Raw genomic sequence first — 14,963 nt, 5'->3', positions numbered from 1 at the left:
AAAACTGATTAGCATTTGCTGCGTCATGGTGAAAGTGGTAAAGAAAAAATACCAATCATGCTGCAGGACGACTACGCCGGGAGGCCGATATGCCGGAGACGATTGCCTTTCTGGAGCCGAAACCATCCGTGCTCGCGCGCCGCCATCAGATCGTCGAGGATCTCGCCGATATTCTGCCCGCCGGCTGCCTGATCAGCGAAAAACGTGGGCTGGTGCCGTTCGAGACGGATGCCTTCATCGCCTATCGCCAGGTGCCCCTGGCCGTCGCCTTGCCTGAAACCACAGCGCAGGTGGCGGCCGTGTTGAAATATTGCAGCCGCTACGGCATTCCCGTCGTGCCGCGCGGGGCAGGCACCTCGCTGTCGGGCGGCGCCATTCCGCAATCCGATGCGGTGGTGATCGGCTTGTCAAAAATGTCGCGCATCCTCGATATCGATTTTGCCAACCGCACTGCGACGGTGCAGGCGGGTGTCACCAATATCAACATTTCCGAAGCGGTCTCCACTGACGGATACTTTTATGCGCCGGACCCGAGTTCGCAGCTTGCCTGCACCATCGGCGGCAATATCGGCATGAATTCCGGCGGTGCCCATTGCCTGAAATACGGTGTCACCACCAACAATCTGCTCGGCGTCAAGATGGTGCTGTTCGACGGCACGGTGATCGAACTCGGCGGCAAGGCGCTGGACGCACCGGGCTATGACCTGCTCGGCCTCGTTTGCGGCTCGGAGGGCCAGCTCGGCATCGTTACCGAGGCGACTGTGCGGTTGCTTGCCAAGGCGGAAGGGTCGCGGCCGGTCCTCTTCGGCTTCATGTCTTCGGAAGAGGCGGGGACTTGTGTCGCCGAAGTCATTGGTTCCGGCATTATCCCGGTTGCCATAGAATTCATGGACAAGCCGGCCATCGGCATCTGCGAGGCGTTCGCGCAGGCCGGATATCCGATGGATGTCGAGGCGCTTTTGATCATCGAGGTCGAGGGATCGGAAGCCGAGATGGAGGCGATGCTGGCGAGCATCATCGCAATCGCTCGCCGCCATGGCGTCGCCACCATCCGCGAAAGTCAGTCGGCAACGGAAGCCGCGCTGATCTGGAAAGGCCGGAAATCCGCCTTCGGCGCCACCGGCCGCATCGCCGACTATATCTGCATGGACGGCACCGTGCCGCTCAGCCAGCTACCCTATGTCCTGAAGAAAACCGCCGAGATCATCGACGGCTACGGCCTGCGCGTCGCCAACGTCTTCCATGCCGGTGACGGCAACATGCATCCGCTGATCCTCTACAATATCAACGATCCGGAAGACGCCGCCCGCGCCGAAGCCGCAGGCAACGATATTTTGAGGCTCTGCGTCGATGCCGGCGGTTGCCTGACCGGCGAACACGGCGTCGGTATCGAGAAACGCGACCTGATGCTGCACCAGTTTACCCAGGTCGATCTGAACCAGCAGATGGCCGCGCGTGCCGCCTTCGATCCGCAATGGATCATGAACCCGTCAAAAGTCTTTCCGCTGGAAGGACGCCCAGCCGCATGAGCATGGACTTCGAACCGACATCAGAAATGGAAGCCGCCGATATCATCCGGCAGGCTGCGGGATCGGGAATGCCGCTGGCGATCACCGGCGGCGGTACACGTTCGGGTTTTGGAAACCGCGTCCGGGCAGAACAGGTGCTCTCGGCGCGGAAACTGTCCGGCATCGTCAGCTACAATCCGGCCGAGATGACGATGAGCGCGAAGGCGGGAACGCCGATGGCCGAGATCGAGGCAGCACTTGCCGCCAATCGGCAGATGCTTGCCTTCGAGCCGATGGATCACCGCGGCGTCATGGGCACCAGCGGCGAGCCGACCATCGGTGGCGTCTTTGCCGCCAATGTCTCCGGCCCGCGCCGCATCACCGCCGGTGCCGCCCGCGATCACCTGCTTGGCATCCGTTTCTTCAACGGCGCGGGCGAGGCGATCAAATCTGGTGGCCGGGTGATGAAAAACGTCACCGGGCTCGATCTGGTCAAGCTGCTGTGCGGATCGCACGGCACGCTGGGGCTCCTCACCGAAGTCACCTTCAAGGTCCTGCCCTTGCCGCCTGCCGCCGCGACCATCGTGGCGTTCGGCCTCGATGACGCGCAGGCCGCCGCTGCCATGGCGCATGCGTTGTCCATGCCGGTCGAGGTGTCCGGCGCCGCCCACCTGACGGAGAGCGTCCGTTACCGCTTCGTCGGTAGCAGTCATCCGGAGGGCGCGGCCACGGTCCTGCGGCTTGAGGGGCTACCGGCCTCGGTTGCTGTCCGGGCCGAAAAACTCAAAGCCGCCTTCGCCCAGGTCGCGCCCGCGACGGTGCTTGATCACGAGGCGACGGAAAAGCTCTGGCGGGACATCCGCGATGTCAAACCCTATGCCGACGGCACGCAAAAGCCGCTCTGGCGCGTGTCCGTCGCCCCAACCGCAGGCCATCAACTGGTCGCGGCCCTGCGGCTGCAAACCGGCGTCGACGCCTTCTACGACTGGCAGGGCGGCCTCGTCTGGCTGCGCATGGAAGCCGATGCCGAAGCCGACATGCTGCGCCGCTTCGTGAAGGGTGTCGGCGGCGGTCATGCGACACTGTTGCGGGCGTCAGATGCGGTTCGCGCGGTTACCCCGGCCTTCGAGCAGGAGCCTGCTCCTGTTGCGGCGCTGTCGGCGCGGATCAAGGAAAAATTCGATCCCAGGGGGATATTCAATCCGGGGAGAATGGGGTGATGATGCGCATGCGGTCCACCCCCCTCTGTCCCTCCGGGACATCTCCCCCTCAAGGGGGGAGATTGCTCGCTAGCCCCAAGCCCGCCTTACCAAAGGGCCAACTTGGGAAAAGAATGATCTCCCCCCTTGAGGGGGAGATGTCACGTAGTGACAGAGGGGGGTATGCGTCCCCGGATAAGGGGCCAGACATGGGGAATGCCACCTGATGCAGACCAACTTCACCCCCGATCAGCTCACCGATCCGCATGTGGCCGAATCCGAGGGGATCCTGCGCAAATGCGTGCATTGCGGCTTTTGCACCGCCACCTGTCCGACCTATGTGACGCTCGGCAACGAGCTCGACAGTCCGCGCGGACGGATTTATCTGATCAAGGACATGCTGGAAAACGGCCGCCCGGCCGATGAGGAAGTGGTCACCCATATCGACCGCTGCCTGTCGTGTCTGGCCTGCATGACCACCTGTCCGTCCGGCGTCGATTACATGCATCTGGTCGATCACGCCCGCGTCCATATCGAGCAGACCTACAAGCGCCCCTTGAGGGACAGGCTGGTGCGTAGCGTGCTGGCGGCGGTATTGCCCTATCCCGGCCGGTTCCGGCTGGCGCTGAAGGCGGCCCGGCTTGGTCAGCCGCTCGCGGCGGCGGTGAAGCGGGTGCCGTTTTTGAAGACCTTCGGCGTCATGCTGGACCTTGCACCCTCAGACATAGCCCCGGCTTCCGCGGCATCCGTGCCCGGCATCCGTGCTGCCCAAACCGAGAAACGCGGCCGGGTCGCCATTCTCACCGGCTGCGCCCAGCCGGTGCTGAAGCCCGGGATCAACGAGGCAGCCATCCGGCTACTGACGCGGCTCGGCGTCGAGGTCGTGGTGCCGCAAGGCGAGGGCTGTTGCGGCGCGCTGGTGCATCATATGGGCCGCGAAGAGCAGGCGCTGACTGCTGCCCGTCGCAATGTTGATGTCTGGGTGAAGGCTGCGGACACGGGCGGGCTCGATGCCATCATCATTACCGCATCGGGCTGTGGCACCACTATCAAGGATTACGGCCATATGCTGCGGCTCGATCCGGCCTATGCGCAAAAGGCCGCGCGTGTCTCGGCTCTGGCCAAGGACATTACCGAATATCTGGCGACGCTCGATCTGCCCCGCCAGGAGCCAAAAAACCTGATCGTCGCCTATCATTCGGCCTGCTCGATGCAGCACGGCCAGAAGATCACCCTGGCGCCGAAACTGTTGCTGCGCAATGCCGGCTTCACCGTCCGCGATCCGGCGGAAGGCCATCTCTGTTGCGGCTCGGCCGGTACCTACAACATCCTGCAGCCGGAAATTTCGGCGACGCTCAAGGCGCGCAAGGTGAAGAATATCGAGGCGACCAAGGCCGACATCATCGCCACCGGCAATATCGGCTGCATCACCCAGATCTCCACCGGCACAGCCATGCCGATCCTGCACACGGTCGAATTGCTGGACTGGGCCTATGGTGGCGAGCAGCCCGCCGGCATTCCAACCTCCCCTTGAGGGGGAGGGTCGGTGCAAAGCGCCGGGGTGGGGTGATCTGCGGCATAACCAATGGCTTGTGGTGTTCGCGGTGGTCACCCCCACCCGCGACTGCGCCGCGACCTCCCCCCTCAAGGGGGAGGTAAAAATCCCTCTTCTCCCCGCCGGGGAGAAGGTGGCCCGCAGGGCCGGATGAGGGGGCGGTACGCTCCGAGTTTGCCGAAGCATCCCCCTCATCGCCTCGCTACATCAGGCTCTTCTCCCCGCTGGGGAGAAGAGGGAGATAGACCCTCAGCCGCCGAAGATCGTCCGCAGGAGGTCGACGCCACGGTCATTGTAGGAAACATTGCCCTGCTTGTTGCCGGGGCCGACGACGATGACCTTGGTGCCGATCGAGGCGCGCTCGTAGAGGTGCTCGACATCCTTGTTCATCATGCGGATGCAGCCGGACGACATGTTGAGGCCGATCGTCCAGGGCTGGTTGGTGCCATGGATGCGGAAGCCGGAATCGTTGCCGCCCTTGTAGAGATAGAGCGCACGGGCGCCGAGCGGATTGTCGATGCCGCCTTCCTGGAAGGCCGGAAGGATATGGCCCTTCTTGCGTTCGCGGGCGATCATTTCCTTTGGCGGTGTCCAGCCTGGCCATTCGGCCTTGCGCTGCACTTTGACGACGCCGGACCAGCCAAAGCCTTCGCGGCCGACGCCGATGCCGTAGCGGGTCGCCCGGTTCGGGCCTTCGATGTAATAGAGATATTTGTTGTTGGTATCGACGATGATGGTGCCCGGTGCCTCATCCGTGCTCAGCCGAACCTTGGTGCGCCAAAACTTTTGCGCCGGCTTCCTTTCCATCGCCACCAGCGTGACGTCGGAGTTTGGCTTTGCGCCTGCCGGTTCGCCCGGCATGAAGGCCGATGCACTCGACGCGCCAAGCACGACAGCGGCCGCAAATCCGGCCGCGGCCAACGATTTCAACGCATATCTCATCAATGGATTCCCTCTCCAGCCCTAAGCTGCGAAACGCTATTCAATATCGCGTTTTACGCAAGTCTTATGGGTTCTGGATAGAGAAAATGTGATCGACATGGCAGTATCGCTGGAACCGCTGTTGCCGAAAGGCCACGTTGTGGCCCTCCGGCGGGTAAGCGGCAGCTTAGATCACCACGACCTTGGTGCCGACCTTCACGCGCTCGTAGAGGTCGGTGACGTCCTCGTTGCGCATGCGGATGCAACCTGACGAAACGGCATAACCGATCGTCCAGGGCGCATTGGTGCCGTGGATGCGGTAGAGCGTCGAGCCGAGATACATGGCGCGCGCACCGAGCGGGTTTTCCGGGCCGCCGCTCATGCTGACCGGCAGATAGTGCCCCTTGGCCGCCTCGCGAGCGCGCATTTCGGCAGGCGGCGTCCAGTTTGGCCATTCCGCCTTGCGGGTCACTTTGTGGGCGCCGGCCCACTCGAAGCCCGGCTTGCCGACGCCGACGCCGTAACGCCGTGCCTCGCCATTGCCGGTGACCAGATAAAGGAAGCGGTTATTGGTATCAATGACGATCGTGCCGGCCTTTTCCTTGCTGTTATAGGCAACGGTCTGCGGCAGGAACTGCGGGTCCAACTGCCGCACCGGCCTCTGGGCGCGGGTCATCGCCACCGGCTGTGCGACGCCGGCGCCGGAACGCTGAACGCGCTTCTGGAACAGATACTGTTTTCGGGTGGCGCCCGGCTGCTGAACCGCGATAGGCCGCTGCTGGCGATAGACGACCCGCTCCGGTGTGCCGCCGAGCTGGGTTACCCAGGGGGCTGTCAGGTCCGGGCTGATGACGACAGGCGGACGGTTCTGGTACCGGTCCTGCGCTTGCGCCAGACTAGTCAACGCAACGAGCAGGGATGTGGCAAGGATAAGGGTTTTCTTCAGCATCGGACGGACTCACTACCTTTCGCCGGGATATCTCATAGCTTCGCCGTCCGCGGTTACGCGGATGACGAGCGTTACGGACGCCAAAAAACCATTGGCGGAATGGAAAGATCGTGGCACCTGGCAGCAACCGAATGGTAAATGCCGGTTCATTAAAAGCCGTTCGCCCGGATAAAGCTTTGGGTAGGGTTATCGCCGGCTTTATGACTATGGTTGGCAATCGGTAAACGACAGCGCCGCACGTTCATCACGCGCAAAGGTCGCCGTGGAAGTTGAAACAATTCAGGGAGAAGCGCGTGACGGCAAAGGGCATCATCACCGGAGAGGACGGCGTAGACCGCTGCGCCTGGCATGCCAATCTGGCGGACTATCAGCGCTACCATGATGAAGAGTGGGGCAAGCCGATGGCCGACGATATCCGGCTGTTCGAAAAGATCTGCCTGGAAGGGTTCCAGTCCGGCCTCTCGTGGCTGACCATCCTGCGCAAGCGCGAGGCCTTTCGCGCCGCCTTTGCCGGTTTCGACTTCGATGTGGTGGCAACCTTCGGCGATGAGGACATTGCGCGCTGCGTTGCCGATGCCGGCATCGTGCGCCATCGCGGCAAGATCGTCTCGACCATCAACAATGCCAAGCGGGCACAGGAGTTGAAGGCCGAGTTCGGTTCGCTGGCGCGCTATTTCTGGAGCCATGAGCCGGGTGGCAACGAGCGGCCGAAGATCGTCACCTGGGAGGCGATCGTCGCCAACCCGACCACGCCGACCTCGACGCTCATCTCCAAGGACTTGAAAAAGCGCGGCTGGACCTTTGTCGGACCGACTACGGTCTATGCCTTCATGCAGGCGATGGGCCTGGTCAACGATCACATCGAAGGCTGCTACTGCCGCGGCAGGATCGAAGACCTGCGGAGCGCGTTCGTGCGGCCCTAAACACGCCGTCCTGATCAGGATGGAGTGTCCTAAAAGAGATCGTCGGGCATGCCGTGCAACCGGGTTGTCGGCCGGTTGTTCTGGTAGAGCAGCCCGATGGCGAAGATCACCAGCATGGCGCCGATCACCAGCCACTCCCTGTTGCCCGACATGGCCATGCCGGGAATGATGTTGGAGCCTTGCAGCATCCATAGGCCGCCAAGCAAGATGATGACGATGCCTGCGATATTCTTGAATACCTTCATGACGTCCTCCCACGCACTGGAGGAAATTATGTGCGCAAGGCCGCGTTCGGTCAACATCCGTCAAGAGGAAGGTCGGACAAGCGCCGGAGACAAGCCCCGGCGCCGCATATCATCGGCGATCAACCGCCGTTCTTGGCCAGCCAATCCGTCATCGTCTTGATCTCCGCTTCCTGGGCGGAAATGATGCCTTCGGCCAGTTTGCGAAGCCCGGCATCCTTGCCGTATTCCATCTCTATCTTCGCCATGTCGATCGCACCCTGGTGATGGGCGATCATGCCGCGGACGAAGTCTATATCGGCGTTGCCGGTAAAGGCGATGTCCATGCCGGCGTGCATCTTGGCGTTGGCTTCTGTGAAGGCTTTGCTGGGCGCGCTTGTGTCACCTTTCGGCTCCGCCATGCCGTCCATTGTCATGGCGCCATGGTTCATCTTGCTGTGGTCCATTTCTTGAGCAGCAAGAGGGGTGGTGAAGGCAATGGCCAGCAATGTTGCAGCCGTGATCGTTCTCAGAGACATCATGTGCTCTCTTTCGTTTCTAAAATCGCAATGTGCAGGCTGTTGGCCCGCGTTCAGGAAAACGAAAGGGGGATCTTGGGAGGCGGGAAACGCGGTTTGAGGAGCGTCGCCAGCATTGGTTTTTGCAATGCGGGAAGGATGGTAGCTGTCGGAAGCTCGACACGGTCGATGCTGTGCGCATCCAGAATGACGGCAAAACAGGCCGAACAGGAGATCGGATGCACCAACTTCGGCTGATGGGAGCAGGATTTTGCGGTTGCGCAGGTGTGATCGCTGGCATCCGCCGAGACCACGTGATGGATCGCGGTCATCCTATGATGACCCGCGGCATTGCCATTCAGGCCCTGTACCTGGGCGAGCGCCGCCGTCCAGCCGCTGATCAAGGCGCAGAAGAGGGCAAGGGTAAGGATCACGATACGCATGACGTAAACATAGAGGCTGCCGATGTCGATTAAAAGGCTGATGGCACAGACTTTTTTCAAAAGGAGGCTGTCCGGTCAGCGACCCACGTTTGAAAACGCAAAGACACCCTGCATAAGGCCGGACGCCGCCGCGATGTCGATCCTTGATGTTCCGATGCAGTGGACAGGACCTGCAGATGCCTGCGTAACATCCGTGCAATAACAGAAGGACGAGGCCGAAGCCGTTGCCTCTTCCAGAATGCTCAGAACGATCTTGCGATGATTTTCCGCATATCCACGGATGATATCGAGCAACCCGCAGAGGTTTTGCTCAAGCGTGTGAATACGCTGCGCCATCTTGCCGACGGAGAAGATGCCGGTGGAAAGATCGCAGTGCCAGCCCTCGATGACATAGTCATGCCCGGTGAGTTCGGCGATCCACTCTTCGTGGGCGCGCGTGTCCTCAGGAAGGATCGTACCGAAGCCGGGTTTCACGAATCTGAGCATGCTATTCCGTTTCCCACGGCCGCTTGCGCGCGGCATTTTCAAGTCTGAGACACTTTCCGCAGCGAGTTCGGCGCCTTCGTCAAAAAGCGCTTTACCGGCAGCCGGAAAAGCGCTGAGTCTGGTGGTTCGCTGCGGCGTTGCAGTCAGCAGAAATTGGTCTTCATGGTTTCAAAAAATAGTCGACAAAAGCTTTCGCCGAAACGGCGGCAATTGATCATTGACTCTCCCTTTAGCCCATTAAAAATACTAGACACAACTCATGATTTTATGAAAACTTGCATCCTGTGTATCTCATTCGGGGCGAACTGGTCGGGCAATTGCACGCCTACCGGCTGAAGGCCGGGCTGACGCAGGGCGACATCGCCTGGAAACTGGGCTTTTCGCTGCCAACCGTCTCCCGCTGGGAGCGCGGTATCTGCAACGCCGGACCTGCGCGCCATCGGGGCCATCGTCGATTTCCTGCGGCGCGCTGACGCACATACCGAGAAGGTCCTGCTACGGTCGATCCTTTCGGCCAACGACAGCCGCAATCTCTGGGAGGGCGAGGACATCCGCTATCTCGCAGGCTCGCGGCAGGAGTTCGTCGAGACACCGCTGATGCGGGCGATGGTCGGCAAGGGCATCCGCCGCTACATGACCGGGCTGTACCAAGACTTCATCGAGGATCCGGCAATCGTTTCGAGCCTGAAATCCGGCAAACTGGCCAGTATCGATTTTTACAGCGGGGCGGCCATGTCGGTCACCAGCATTCCCGACGGCTTCGTGCAGTTCAAGCGGATGCGCTTCCAGTCGGAAGTGAGAGGCGTCATCCGCGGCGACACGCATTCGATCCTCATTCCCGTGGCCGAAGCAACGATGAGCGAGGGCACCATCGTTCACACCTGGGATACCCTGTCGCGGCGGGTTTAGACCGGGCCAGACAGCGCAAAGACTTGCCGCCTTGGCCTTGATCGGATAGGGAAAGCGCCAATTCCCATGACGGATCGGGCACGACCGATCGACGCTGAAAGTGCTGCTGCCATGAACGACAAAAAGAAGAAGCCACAGAAGCTGAGAGCCCGCCTGCCGCGCGGTTTCGTCGATCGCAACGCCGCTGATATCCGCGCCGTCGATGAGATGACGGCGAAGATCCGCGAAGTCTACGAGCGCTACGGCTTCGATCCGGTCGAAACGCCGCTGTTCGAATATACCGATGCGCTCGGAAAATTCCTGCCCGACAGCGACCGCCCGAACGAAGGTGTCTTTTCGCTGCAGGATGATGACGAGCAATGGATGAGCGCCCGTTACGACCTGACCGCGCCGCTCGCCCGTCATGTCGCTGAAAATTTCAACGATATCCAGCTGCCCTACCGCACCTATCGCGCCGGTTACGTTTTCCGCAACGAAAAGCCGGGTCCGGGCCGTTTCCGCCAGTTCATGCAGTTCGACGCCGATACGGTCGGCGCTGCCGGTGTTCAGGCGGATGCCGAAATGTGCATGATGATGGCCGACACGATGGAAGCCTTGGGCATTGCGCGCGGCGACTATGTGATCCGGGTCAACAACCGCAAGGTTCTGGACGGCGTGCTCGAGGCCATCGGGCTTGGTGGCGACGACAATGCTGGGCGTCGGCTGAGTGTGCTGCGGGCCATCGACAAGCTCGACAAGTTCGGTCCGGAAGGCGTCAAGCTGCTGCTTGGCCCCGGCCGCAAGGACGAGAGCGGCGATTTCACTAAGGGCGCGGGGCTGAACGAGGATCAGATCGCCAAAGTGATCTTCTTCATCGGCATCACCGATTACGCGGAGAGTGCCGCCGATCTGGCCGCCTTGGTGGCCGGAACGTCGAAAGGCGCCGAGGGCGTGGAAGAGCTGAACCTGATCGGCAGTCTGGTGACAAGCGCTGGCTACGATTCCGGACGCATCAAGATCGACCCGTCGGTCGTCCGTGGCCTCGAATATTACACTGGCCCCGTCTTCGAAGCCGAGCTCCAGTTCGCCGTCACCAACGAAAAGGGCGAAAAGGTCGTGTTTGGCTCGGTCGGCGGCGGTGGCCGTTATGATGGCCTGGTCTCGCGCTTCATGGGCCAGCCGGTACCCGCGACAGGCTTTTCCATCGGCGTCTCGCGCCTGATGACGGCGCTGAAGAACCTCGGCAAGGTCGGCATGGAAGAGGTCATCGCCCCGGTGGTCGTCTGCGTCATGGACCGCGACACGGCAAGCCTCGGCAAGTACCAGCAGTTCACGCAAGCTCTGCGCCATGCCGGCATCCGCGCCGAAATGTACCAGGGCAACAAGAAGAACTTCGGCGACCAGCTGAAATATGCCGACCGCCGCGGCTCGCCACTCGCCATCATCCAGGGCGGCGACGAACGCGCACAGGGCCTCGTGCAGATCAAGGATCTGATCGAAGGCAAGCGCCTGTCGGGCGAGATCGAAGACAACACCACCTGGCGCGAAGCCCGCGTGGCGCAGGTCTCGGTGCCGGAAGCAGACCTCGTTGCCAAGGTGCGCGAAATGCTGGCCGAGCAGGCGGAAGACCGGGCGCGCGGCTAAGATGTTTGAGCGTTTGCCTGTAAACAGACCCCTCCCCAACCCTTCCCACAAGGGGGAGGGAGTGGTTTCGTGCGCGCGGACAGTACCAGCCACCACAACAGACGATCGTAAGCTGCCATCAAGAGCGAAGCTTGGTGACGTCTTGCAGACGGCCACTCCTAGGGTTTTGAATATGGAAAACGGCAGGTTCGGCGGATTAACTCCCTCCCCCTTGTGGGGAGGGTTGGGGAGGGGCATTCCCGCACCCATCAGCGTTGCGAGTTCCCCATGCCCCTGATCAACCTTCCAGCCTTTGCCGCGGATCTGTTGGCCGATTTCGAGCGGCTGGGGACACTGCGCGTCGATACGCCGGTGATCCAGCCGGCCGAGCCGTTTCTCGACATGGCCGGCGAAGACTTGCGCCGCCGTATCTTCATGACCGAGAGCGAGACGGGCAAGAGCCTCTGCCTGCGCCCGGAATTCACCATCCCCGTCTGCCTCCGCCATATCGAGACCGCCACCGGCACGCCGCAGCGCTATTCCTATCTCGGCGAAATCTTTCGCCAGCGGCGGGAAGGGGCGAACGAGTTCTACCAGGCCGGCATCGAGGACCTCGGCGAGACGGATGTGGCGAGCGCCGACGCCCGCGCCATCAGCGATGCCATCGCCATTCTTACCGCGCGCCTGCCGGGCAAGAAGCTCGATGTAACGCTTGGCGATCAATCGGTGTTTGAAGCCGTGGTCGCCGCCTGCGGCCTGCCGGCCGGCTGGCAGAAGCGCCTGATCCATGCCTTTGGCAATTCCGCCCAGATCGACACGCTGTTGACGCGGCTGTCGAGCCCGCAGCCGGTCACTGGGCTCAGCGTCGAGATCGAGGCGCTGCTTTCCTCCGGCGACGAGGCCGCGCTGATTGCGCATCTCGATGAGACGATGGAAGCCACCGGCTATTCCACCAATGCCAGCCGCAGCCCGAAGGAAATCGCTGCCCGGTTGAAGGAAAAGCGGGCGCTGGAAAAAACCGCGCTCGATGGCCGCACGCTTTCCGTCCTGCGCGAATTCCTGTCGTTGAACATGCCGCTTGCCGATGCACCGGCTGCCCTTTTTGCGTTTGCGGAGAAATCCGGGCTGACGCTCGATGACGCCCTGTCGCGGTTTGATGCGCGCGTCGCAGCGCTCGGCAATGCCGGTGTGGATGCAAAGGCGCTCACCTATCGCGCCGCCTTCGGCCGCCCGCTCGATTATTATACCGGCATGGTCTTCGAGATCGTCATCGAGGGCTCCCCGGCGGTTCTCGCCGGCGGTGGCCGCTTCGACCGGCTGATGACGCTGCTGGGCGCAAAGGAGCGCATTCCCGCCGTCGGCTTCGCGCTCTGGCTCGACCGCATGGAGCAGGCGCTTTTCAAGCCGCAAGGGCCCAAGGCGCAAAACGGGGAGGCAGCCCAATGACCATCACCATTGCGCTGCCCTCCAAGGGCCGGATGAAGGACGATGCCTCCACCATTTTCGAAAAGGCAGGCCTGAAGATCGTCGCCGTCGGCAACGAACGCTCCTATCGCGGCCGCGTCGAAGGTCTCGACGATGTCGAGATCGCCTTCCTCTCGGCGTCGGAAATCTCCCGGGAGATCGGCAGCGGCTCGATTGATTTCGGGGTCACCGGCGAAGACCTGATCCGCGAAGGGTTGTCGGAAGCCGATGCCCGCGTCGAATTCTGCGCCCGGCTCGGTTTCGGCCATGCCGATGTCGTCGTTGCCGTCCCGGAAATCTGGCTCGATGTCGATACCATGGCCGATCTTGGCGATGTTGCCGCCGATTTCCGCGCCCGTCACGGCCGCAGGCTGGCGATCGCCACCAAATACTGGCGTCTGACCCAGCAGTTCTTTTCCGCCCAGCACGGCATCCAGCTCTACCGTATCGTCGAAAGCTTGGGCGCCACCGAAGGCGCACCGGCCTCCGGTTCGGCCGACATCATTGTCGACATCACCTCGACCGGCTCGACGCTGAAGGCCAACCACCTGAAGATCCTGTCGGATGGCATCATGCTGCGGTCGCAGGCCTGCCTGGTGCGGGCGCGCAAGGCCGAGCACGCGGGCGATTCGCTGGTGGCGAAGATCATCGAGGCGGTACAAGGGGCTGTTGCCTAGCCCTGTGGCCGGATGGCGTCATTCCTTTGGTGTTTGACGTAGAAGCGCCGCGTAATCGCGGCGTCCCGAGAAAACATTGGTGATCCAGACGGTCTGATCGCGAACGATGTAGAGGATAACGGCCTTCCGCTCGAAGGGAACAATCCGGATGCCCGGCCCGAGATCGTCTCTCGATACGCCACCAAAGGGGGCATCCCCAATTTTTTCACAGCGCTCGAAGACACGGTCAGTGAACCGCGCGGCCGTAACCGCATCGAAGCTTGTTTCCAGGACATAGCTGAACATTTGCTCGATATCTTCAACAGCATCGACGCGATATTCGACCGGAAAGCGCTGCATCGCGATTAACTGTTGTGTTTCGCATAAAGCGCGTCGAGCCGTTCCCGGACCTGTTTTCCAGTCAAGTTTGGTCTGGGGTCATCGAGAGAATGCTTCACGCGCGCGCGCAGTCCTTCGATACGCTCTTCATGCTCCTCTTCCAGACGCAGCCATGTCCGCATCGCTTCGCGGATGACCTCGCTGGTTGAGGCGTGGGAACCGGCTTCGACGCGGCTTTTGATGGCATCGACCATTTCGGTGGGAAGTGTAATGCTCAGTTTTTCAACCATGAGAAAGTTCCAGAATTGCTTGCTTGGAAGAGTAGGATAAAATGCTACCGTGCGCAATCTATTGCAATTAACGGCGGATGGGGTCCTGATCCGCCTCAAAAATGCACCCAAAAATTCCGTTGAGCGTCCTGACAATTTGGACACGACTGTCTTATATTCGAATTCCAACCTCAAGGAGTTCCTTATGGCCGACCTCAGTTCCTTCCCGATCACCACCCGCTGGCCCGCTAAAAACCCGGATATCATTCAGCTCTATTCGCTGCCGACGCCGAATGGCGTGAAGGTTTCGATCGCGCTTGAGGAACTCGGTCTGCCCTATGAGCCGCACCTGATTTCCTTCGGTACAAATGACCAGAAGACGCCGGAATTCCTTTCGCTCAATCCCAATGGCCGTATCCCGGCGATCATCGATCCGAATGGTCCGGGCGGCAAGCCGATCGGCCTGTTCGAGTCCGGCGCCATCCTCGTCTATCTCGCCGAAAAGACCGGCAAGCTGATCCCAGCCGATGCGGCCGGACACTACGAGACGCTCGCATGGGTGATGTTCCAGATGGGCGGCGTCGGGCCGATGTTCGGCCAGTTCGGCCATTTCTTCAAATTCGCGGCCGACAAGGTCGCCAACAATTCCTATCCGATGGAGCGCTACCGCGATGAGGCCAAGCGGCTTCTCGGCGTGCTGGAAGGGCGTCTTGAAGGCCGTCAATGGCTGATGGGCGATCAGTATACCATCGCCGATATCACCACCTATTCCTGGATCGAGGGTGCCCGCAAATTCTATGGCGCTGCCGATGTGCTGGAATATGCGAGTTTCCCCAATGTCATGGCCTGGGTCGATCGTGCCCTTGCCCGTCCGGCCGTGCAAAAGGGCATGGACATTCCCAAGCGCGACTGATCGCGCCATTGCCTGCGGTCCGCCCGTGTTGACGGCGCTCATGTTGACGACACTCGGGCGGACAGGCTAGGTCTGAGGAAAAGAAGCT

The 14,963-nt window shown here is 61.3% G+C and carries 18 protein-coding genes; 10 read left to right on the top strand and 8 right to left on the bottom strand.

Features of this window, described 5'->3' with window-relative positions:
* Positions 1–89 precede the first annotated feature (89 nt).
* The 3 genes from ACP7E0_RS12485 to glcF all read left to right on the top strand — a co-directional run bounded on the left by ACP7E0_RS12485 (position 90) and on the right by glcF (position 4,241).
* A complete protein-coding gene (locus ACP7E0_RS12485) occupies positions 90–1,529 on the top strand; it encodes an FAD-linked oxidase C-terminal domain-containing protein (RefSeq protein WP_426125277.1) in 1,440 nt (479 codons plus the stop codon).
* Positions 1,526–2,728 carry a glycolate oxidase subunit GlcE gene (gene glcE / locus ACP7E0_RS12480; RefSeq protein WP_426125276.1) on the top strand — a complete coding sequence of 401 codons (1,203 nt, stop codon included), beginning with the start codon at positions 1,526–1,528 and terminating at the stop codon, positions 2,726–2,728. Before ACP7E0_RS12485 ends, glcE begins: the two co-directional genes overlap by 4 nt.
* A 205-nt stretch (positions 2,729–2,933) precedes the next feature.
* A complete protein-coding gene (glcF, locus tag ACP7E0_RS12475; protein ID WP_426125274.1) occupies positions 2,934–4,241 on the top strand; it encodes a glycolate oxidase subunit GlcF in 1,308 nt (435 codons plus the stop codon).
* A gap of 270 nt (positions 4,242–4,511) precedes the next feature.
* On the opposite strand, the gene ACP7E0_RS12470 is transcribed toward glcF, so the two are convergent.
* Together ACP7E0_RS12470 and ACP7E0_RS12465 are read right to left on the bottom strand one after the other, a co-directional pair.
* Positions 4,512–5,204 (bottom strand): L,D-transpeptidase, encoded by a 693-nt coding sequence (locus ACP7E0_RS12470; RefSeq protein WP_426125273.1) that lies wholly within the window; start codon positions 5,202–5,204, stop codon positions 4,512–4,514.
* Between the two features lie 166 nt (positions 5,205–5,370).
* Complete coding sequence (locus tag ACP7E0_RS12465) at positions 5,371–6,132, bottom strand: L,D-transpeptidase (RefSeq protein WP_426125271.1); 762 nt, start codon at positions 6,130–6,132, stop codon at positions 5,371–5,373.
* 293 nt (positions 6,133–6,425) lie between these two features.
* Here ACP7E0_RS12465 and ACP7E0_RS12460 point away from each other — a divergent pair, with 293 nt between their 5' ends.
* Positions 6,426–7,055 (top strand): DNA-3-methyladenine glycosylase I, encoded by a 630-nt coding sequence (locus tag ACP7E0_RS12460; RefSeq protein ID WP_426125270.1) that lies wholly within the window; start codon positions 6,426–6,428, stop codon positions 7,053–7,055.
* Between the two features lie 29 nt (positions 7,056–7,084).
* On the opposite strand, the gene ACP7E0_RS12455 is transcribed toward ACP7E0_RS12460, so the two are convergent.
* The 4 genes from ACP7E0_RS12455 to ACP7E0_RS12440 all read right to left on the bottom strand — a co-directional run bounded on the left by ACP7E0_RS12455 (position 7,085) and on the right by ACP7E0_RS12440 (position 8,723).
* Positions 7,085–7,300 (bottom strand): hypothetical protein, encoded by a 216-nt coding sequence (locus tag ACP7E0_RS12455; protein ID WP_426125269.1) that lies wholly within the window; start codon positions 7,298–7,300, stop codon positions 7,085–7,087.
* Positions 7,301–7,419: 119 nt separating this feature from the next.
* Positions 7,420–7,815: a CopM family metallochaperone gene (copM, locus tag ACP7E0_RS12450; RefSeq protein WP_426125328.1), complete on the bottom strand. Its 396-nt coding sequence runs from the start codon at positions 7,813–7,815 to the stop codon at positions 7,420–7,422.
* Between the two features lie 53 nt (positions 7,816–7,868).
* Positions 7,869–8,297 (bottom strand): hypothetical protein, encoded by a 429-nt coding sequence (locus ACP7E0_RS12445; protein ID WP_426125268.1) that lies wholly within the window; start codon positions 8,295–8,297, stop codon positions 7,869–7,871.
* A gap of 15 nt (positions 8,298–8,312) precedes the next feature.
* Entirely contained in the window at positions 8,313–8,723 is a 411-nt protein-coding gene (locus ACP7E0_RS12440; RefSeq protein ID WP_426125267.1) for a hypothetical protein, read from the bottom strand.
* A gap of 284 nt (positions 8,724–9,007) precedes the next feature.
* Here ACP7E0_RS12440 and ACP7E0_RS12435 point away from each other — a divergent pair, with 284 nt between their 5' ends.
* The 5 genes from ACP7E0_RS12435 to hisG all read left to right on the top strand — a co-directional run bounded on the left by ACP7E0_RS12435 (position 9,008) and on the right by hisG (position 13,375).
* Positions 9,008–9,196: a helix-turn-helix transcriptional regulator gene (locus ACP7E0_RS12435; RefSeq protein ID WP_426125265.1), complete on the top strand. Its 189-nt coding sequence runs from the start codon at positions 9,008–9,010 to the stop codon at positions 9,194–9,196.
* A gap of 124 nt (positions 9,197–9,320) precedes the next feature.
* A complete protein-coding gene (locus tag ACP7E0_RS12430) occupies positions 9,321–9,632 on the top strand; it encodes a hypothetical protein (protein ID WP_426125264.1) in 312 nt (103 codons plus the stop codon).
* A gap of 111 nt (positions 9,633–9,743) precedes the next feature.
* On the top strand, positions 9,744–11,255 hold the full coding sequence (hisS, locus tag ACP7E0_RS12425) for a histidine--tRNA ligase (RefSeq protein ID WP_426125327.1): 1,512 nt from the start codon (positions 9,744–9,746) through the stop codon (positions 11,253–11,255).
* A 267-nt stretch (positions 11,256–11,522) separates the two neighbouring features.
* Positions 11,523–12,680, top strand: a complete 1,158-nt coding sequence (locus ACP7E0_RS12420; RefSeq protein WP_426125263.1) for an ATP phosphoribosyltransferase regulatory subunit — start codon at positions 11,523–11,525, stop codon at positions 12,678–12,680.
* Positions 12,677–13,375, top strand: coding sequence for an ATP phosphoribosyltransferase (gene hisG / locus ACP7E0_RS12415; RefSeq protein ID WP_426125262.1), 699 nt, complete (start codon positions 12,677–12,679; stop codon positions 13,373–13,375). Before ACP7E0_RS12420 ends, hisG begins: the two co-directional genes overlap by 4 nt.
* Before the next feature lie 18 nt (positions 13,376–13,393).
* On the opposite strand, the gene ACP7E0_RS12410 is transcribed toward hisG, so the two are convergent.
* Both ACP7E0_RS12410 and ACP7E0_RS12405 read right to left on the bottom strand, forming a co-directional pair.
* Entirely contained in the window at positions 13,394–13,714 is a 321-nt protein-coding gene (locus ACP7E0_RS12410) for a type II toxin-antitoxin system RelE/ParE family toxin (protein ID WP_426125261.1), read from the bottom strand.
* Between the two features lie 5 nt (positions 13,715–13,719).
* Entirely contained in the window at positions 13,720–13,983 is a 264-nt protein-coding gene (locus ACP7E0_RS12405) for a ribbon-helix-helix domain-containing protein (RefSeq protein WP_426125259.1), read from the bottom strand.
* Positions 13,984–14,167: 184 nt separating this feature from the next.
* On the opposite strand from ACP7E0_RS12405, the gene ACP7E0_RS12400 reads away from it, so the two are divergent.
* Positions 14,168–14,875, top strand: coding sequence for a glutathione binding-like protein (locus tag ACP7E0_RS12400; protein WP_426125257.1), 708 nt, complete (start codon positions 14,168–14,170; stop codon positions 14,873–14,875).
* Positions 14,876–14,963 lie beyond the last annotated feature (88 nt).

It is taken from the genome of Pararhizobium sp. PWRC1-1 (assembly GCF_049897905.1).
Taxonomy (GTDB): Bacteria; Pseudomonadota; Alphaproteobacteria; order Rhizobiales; family Rhizobiaceae; genus Pararhizobium.
This window is presented reverse-complemented; position numbering and strand designations above follow the sequence as displayed.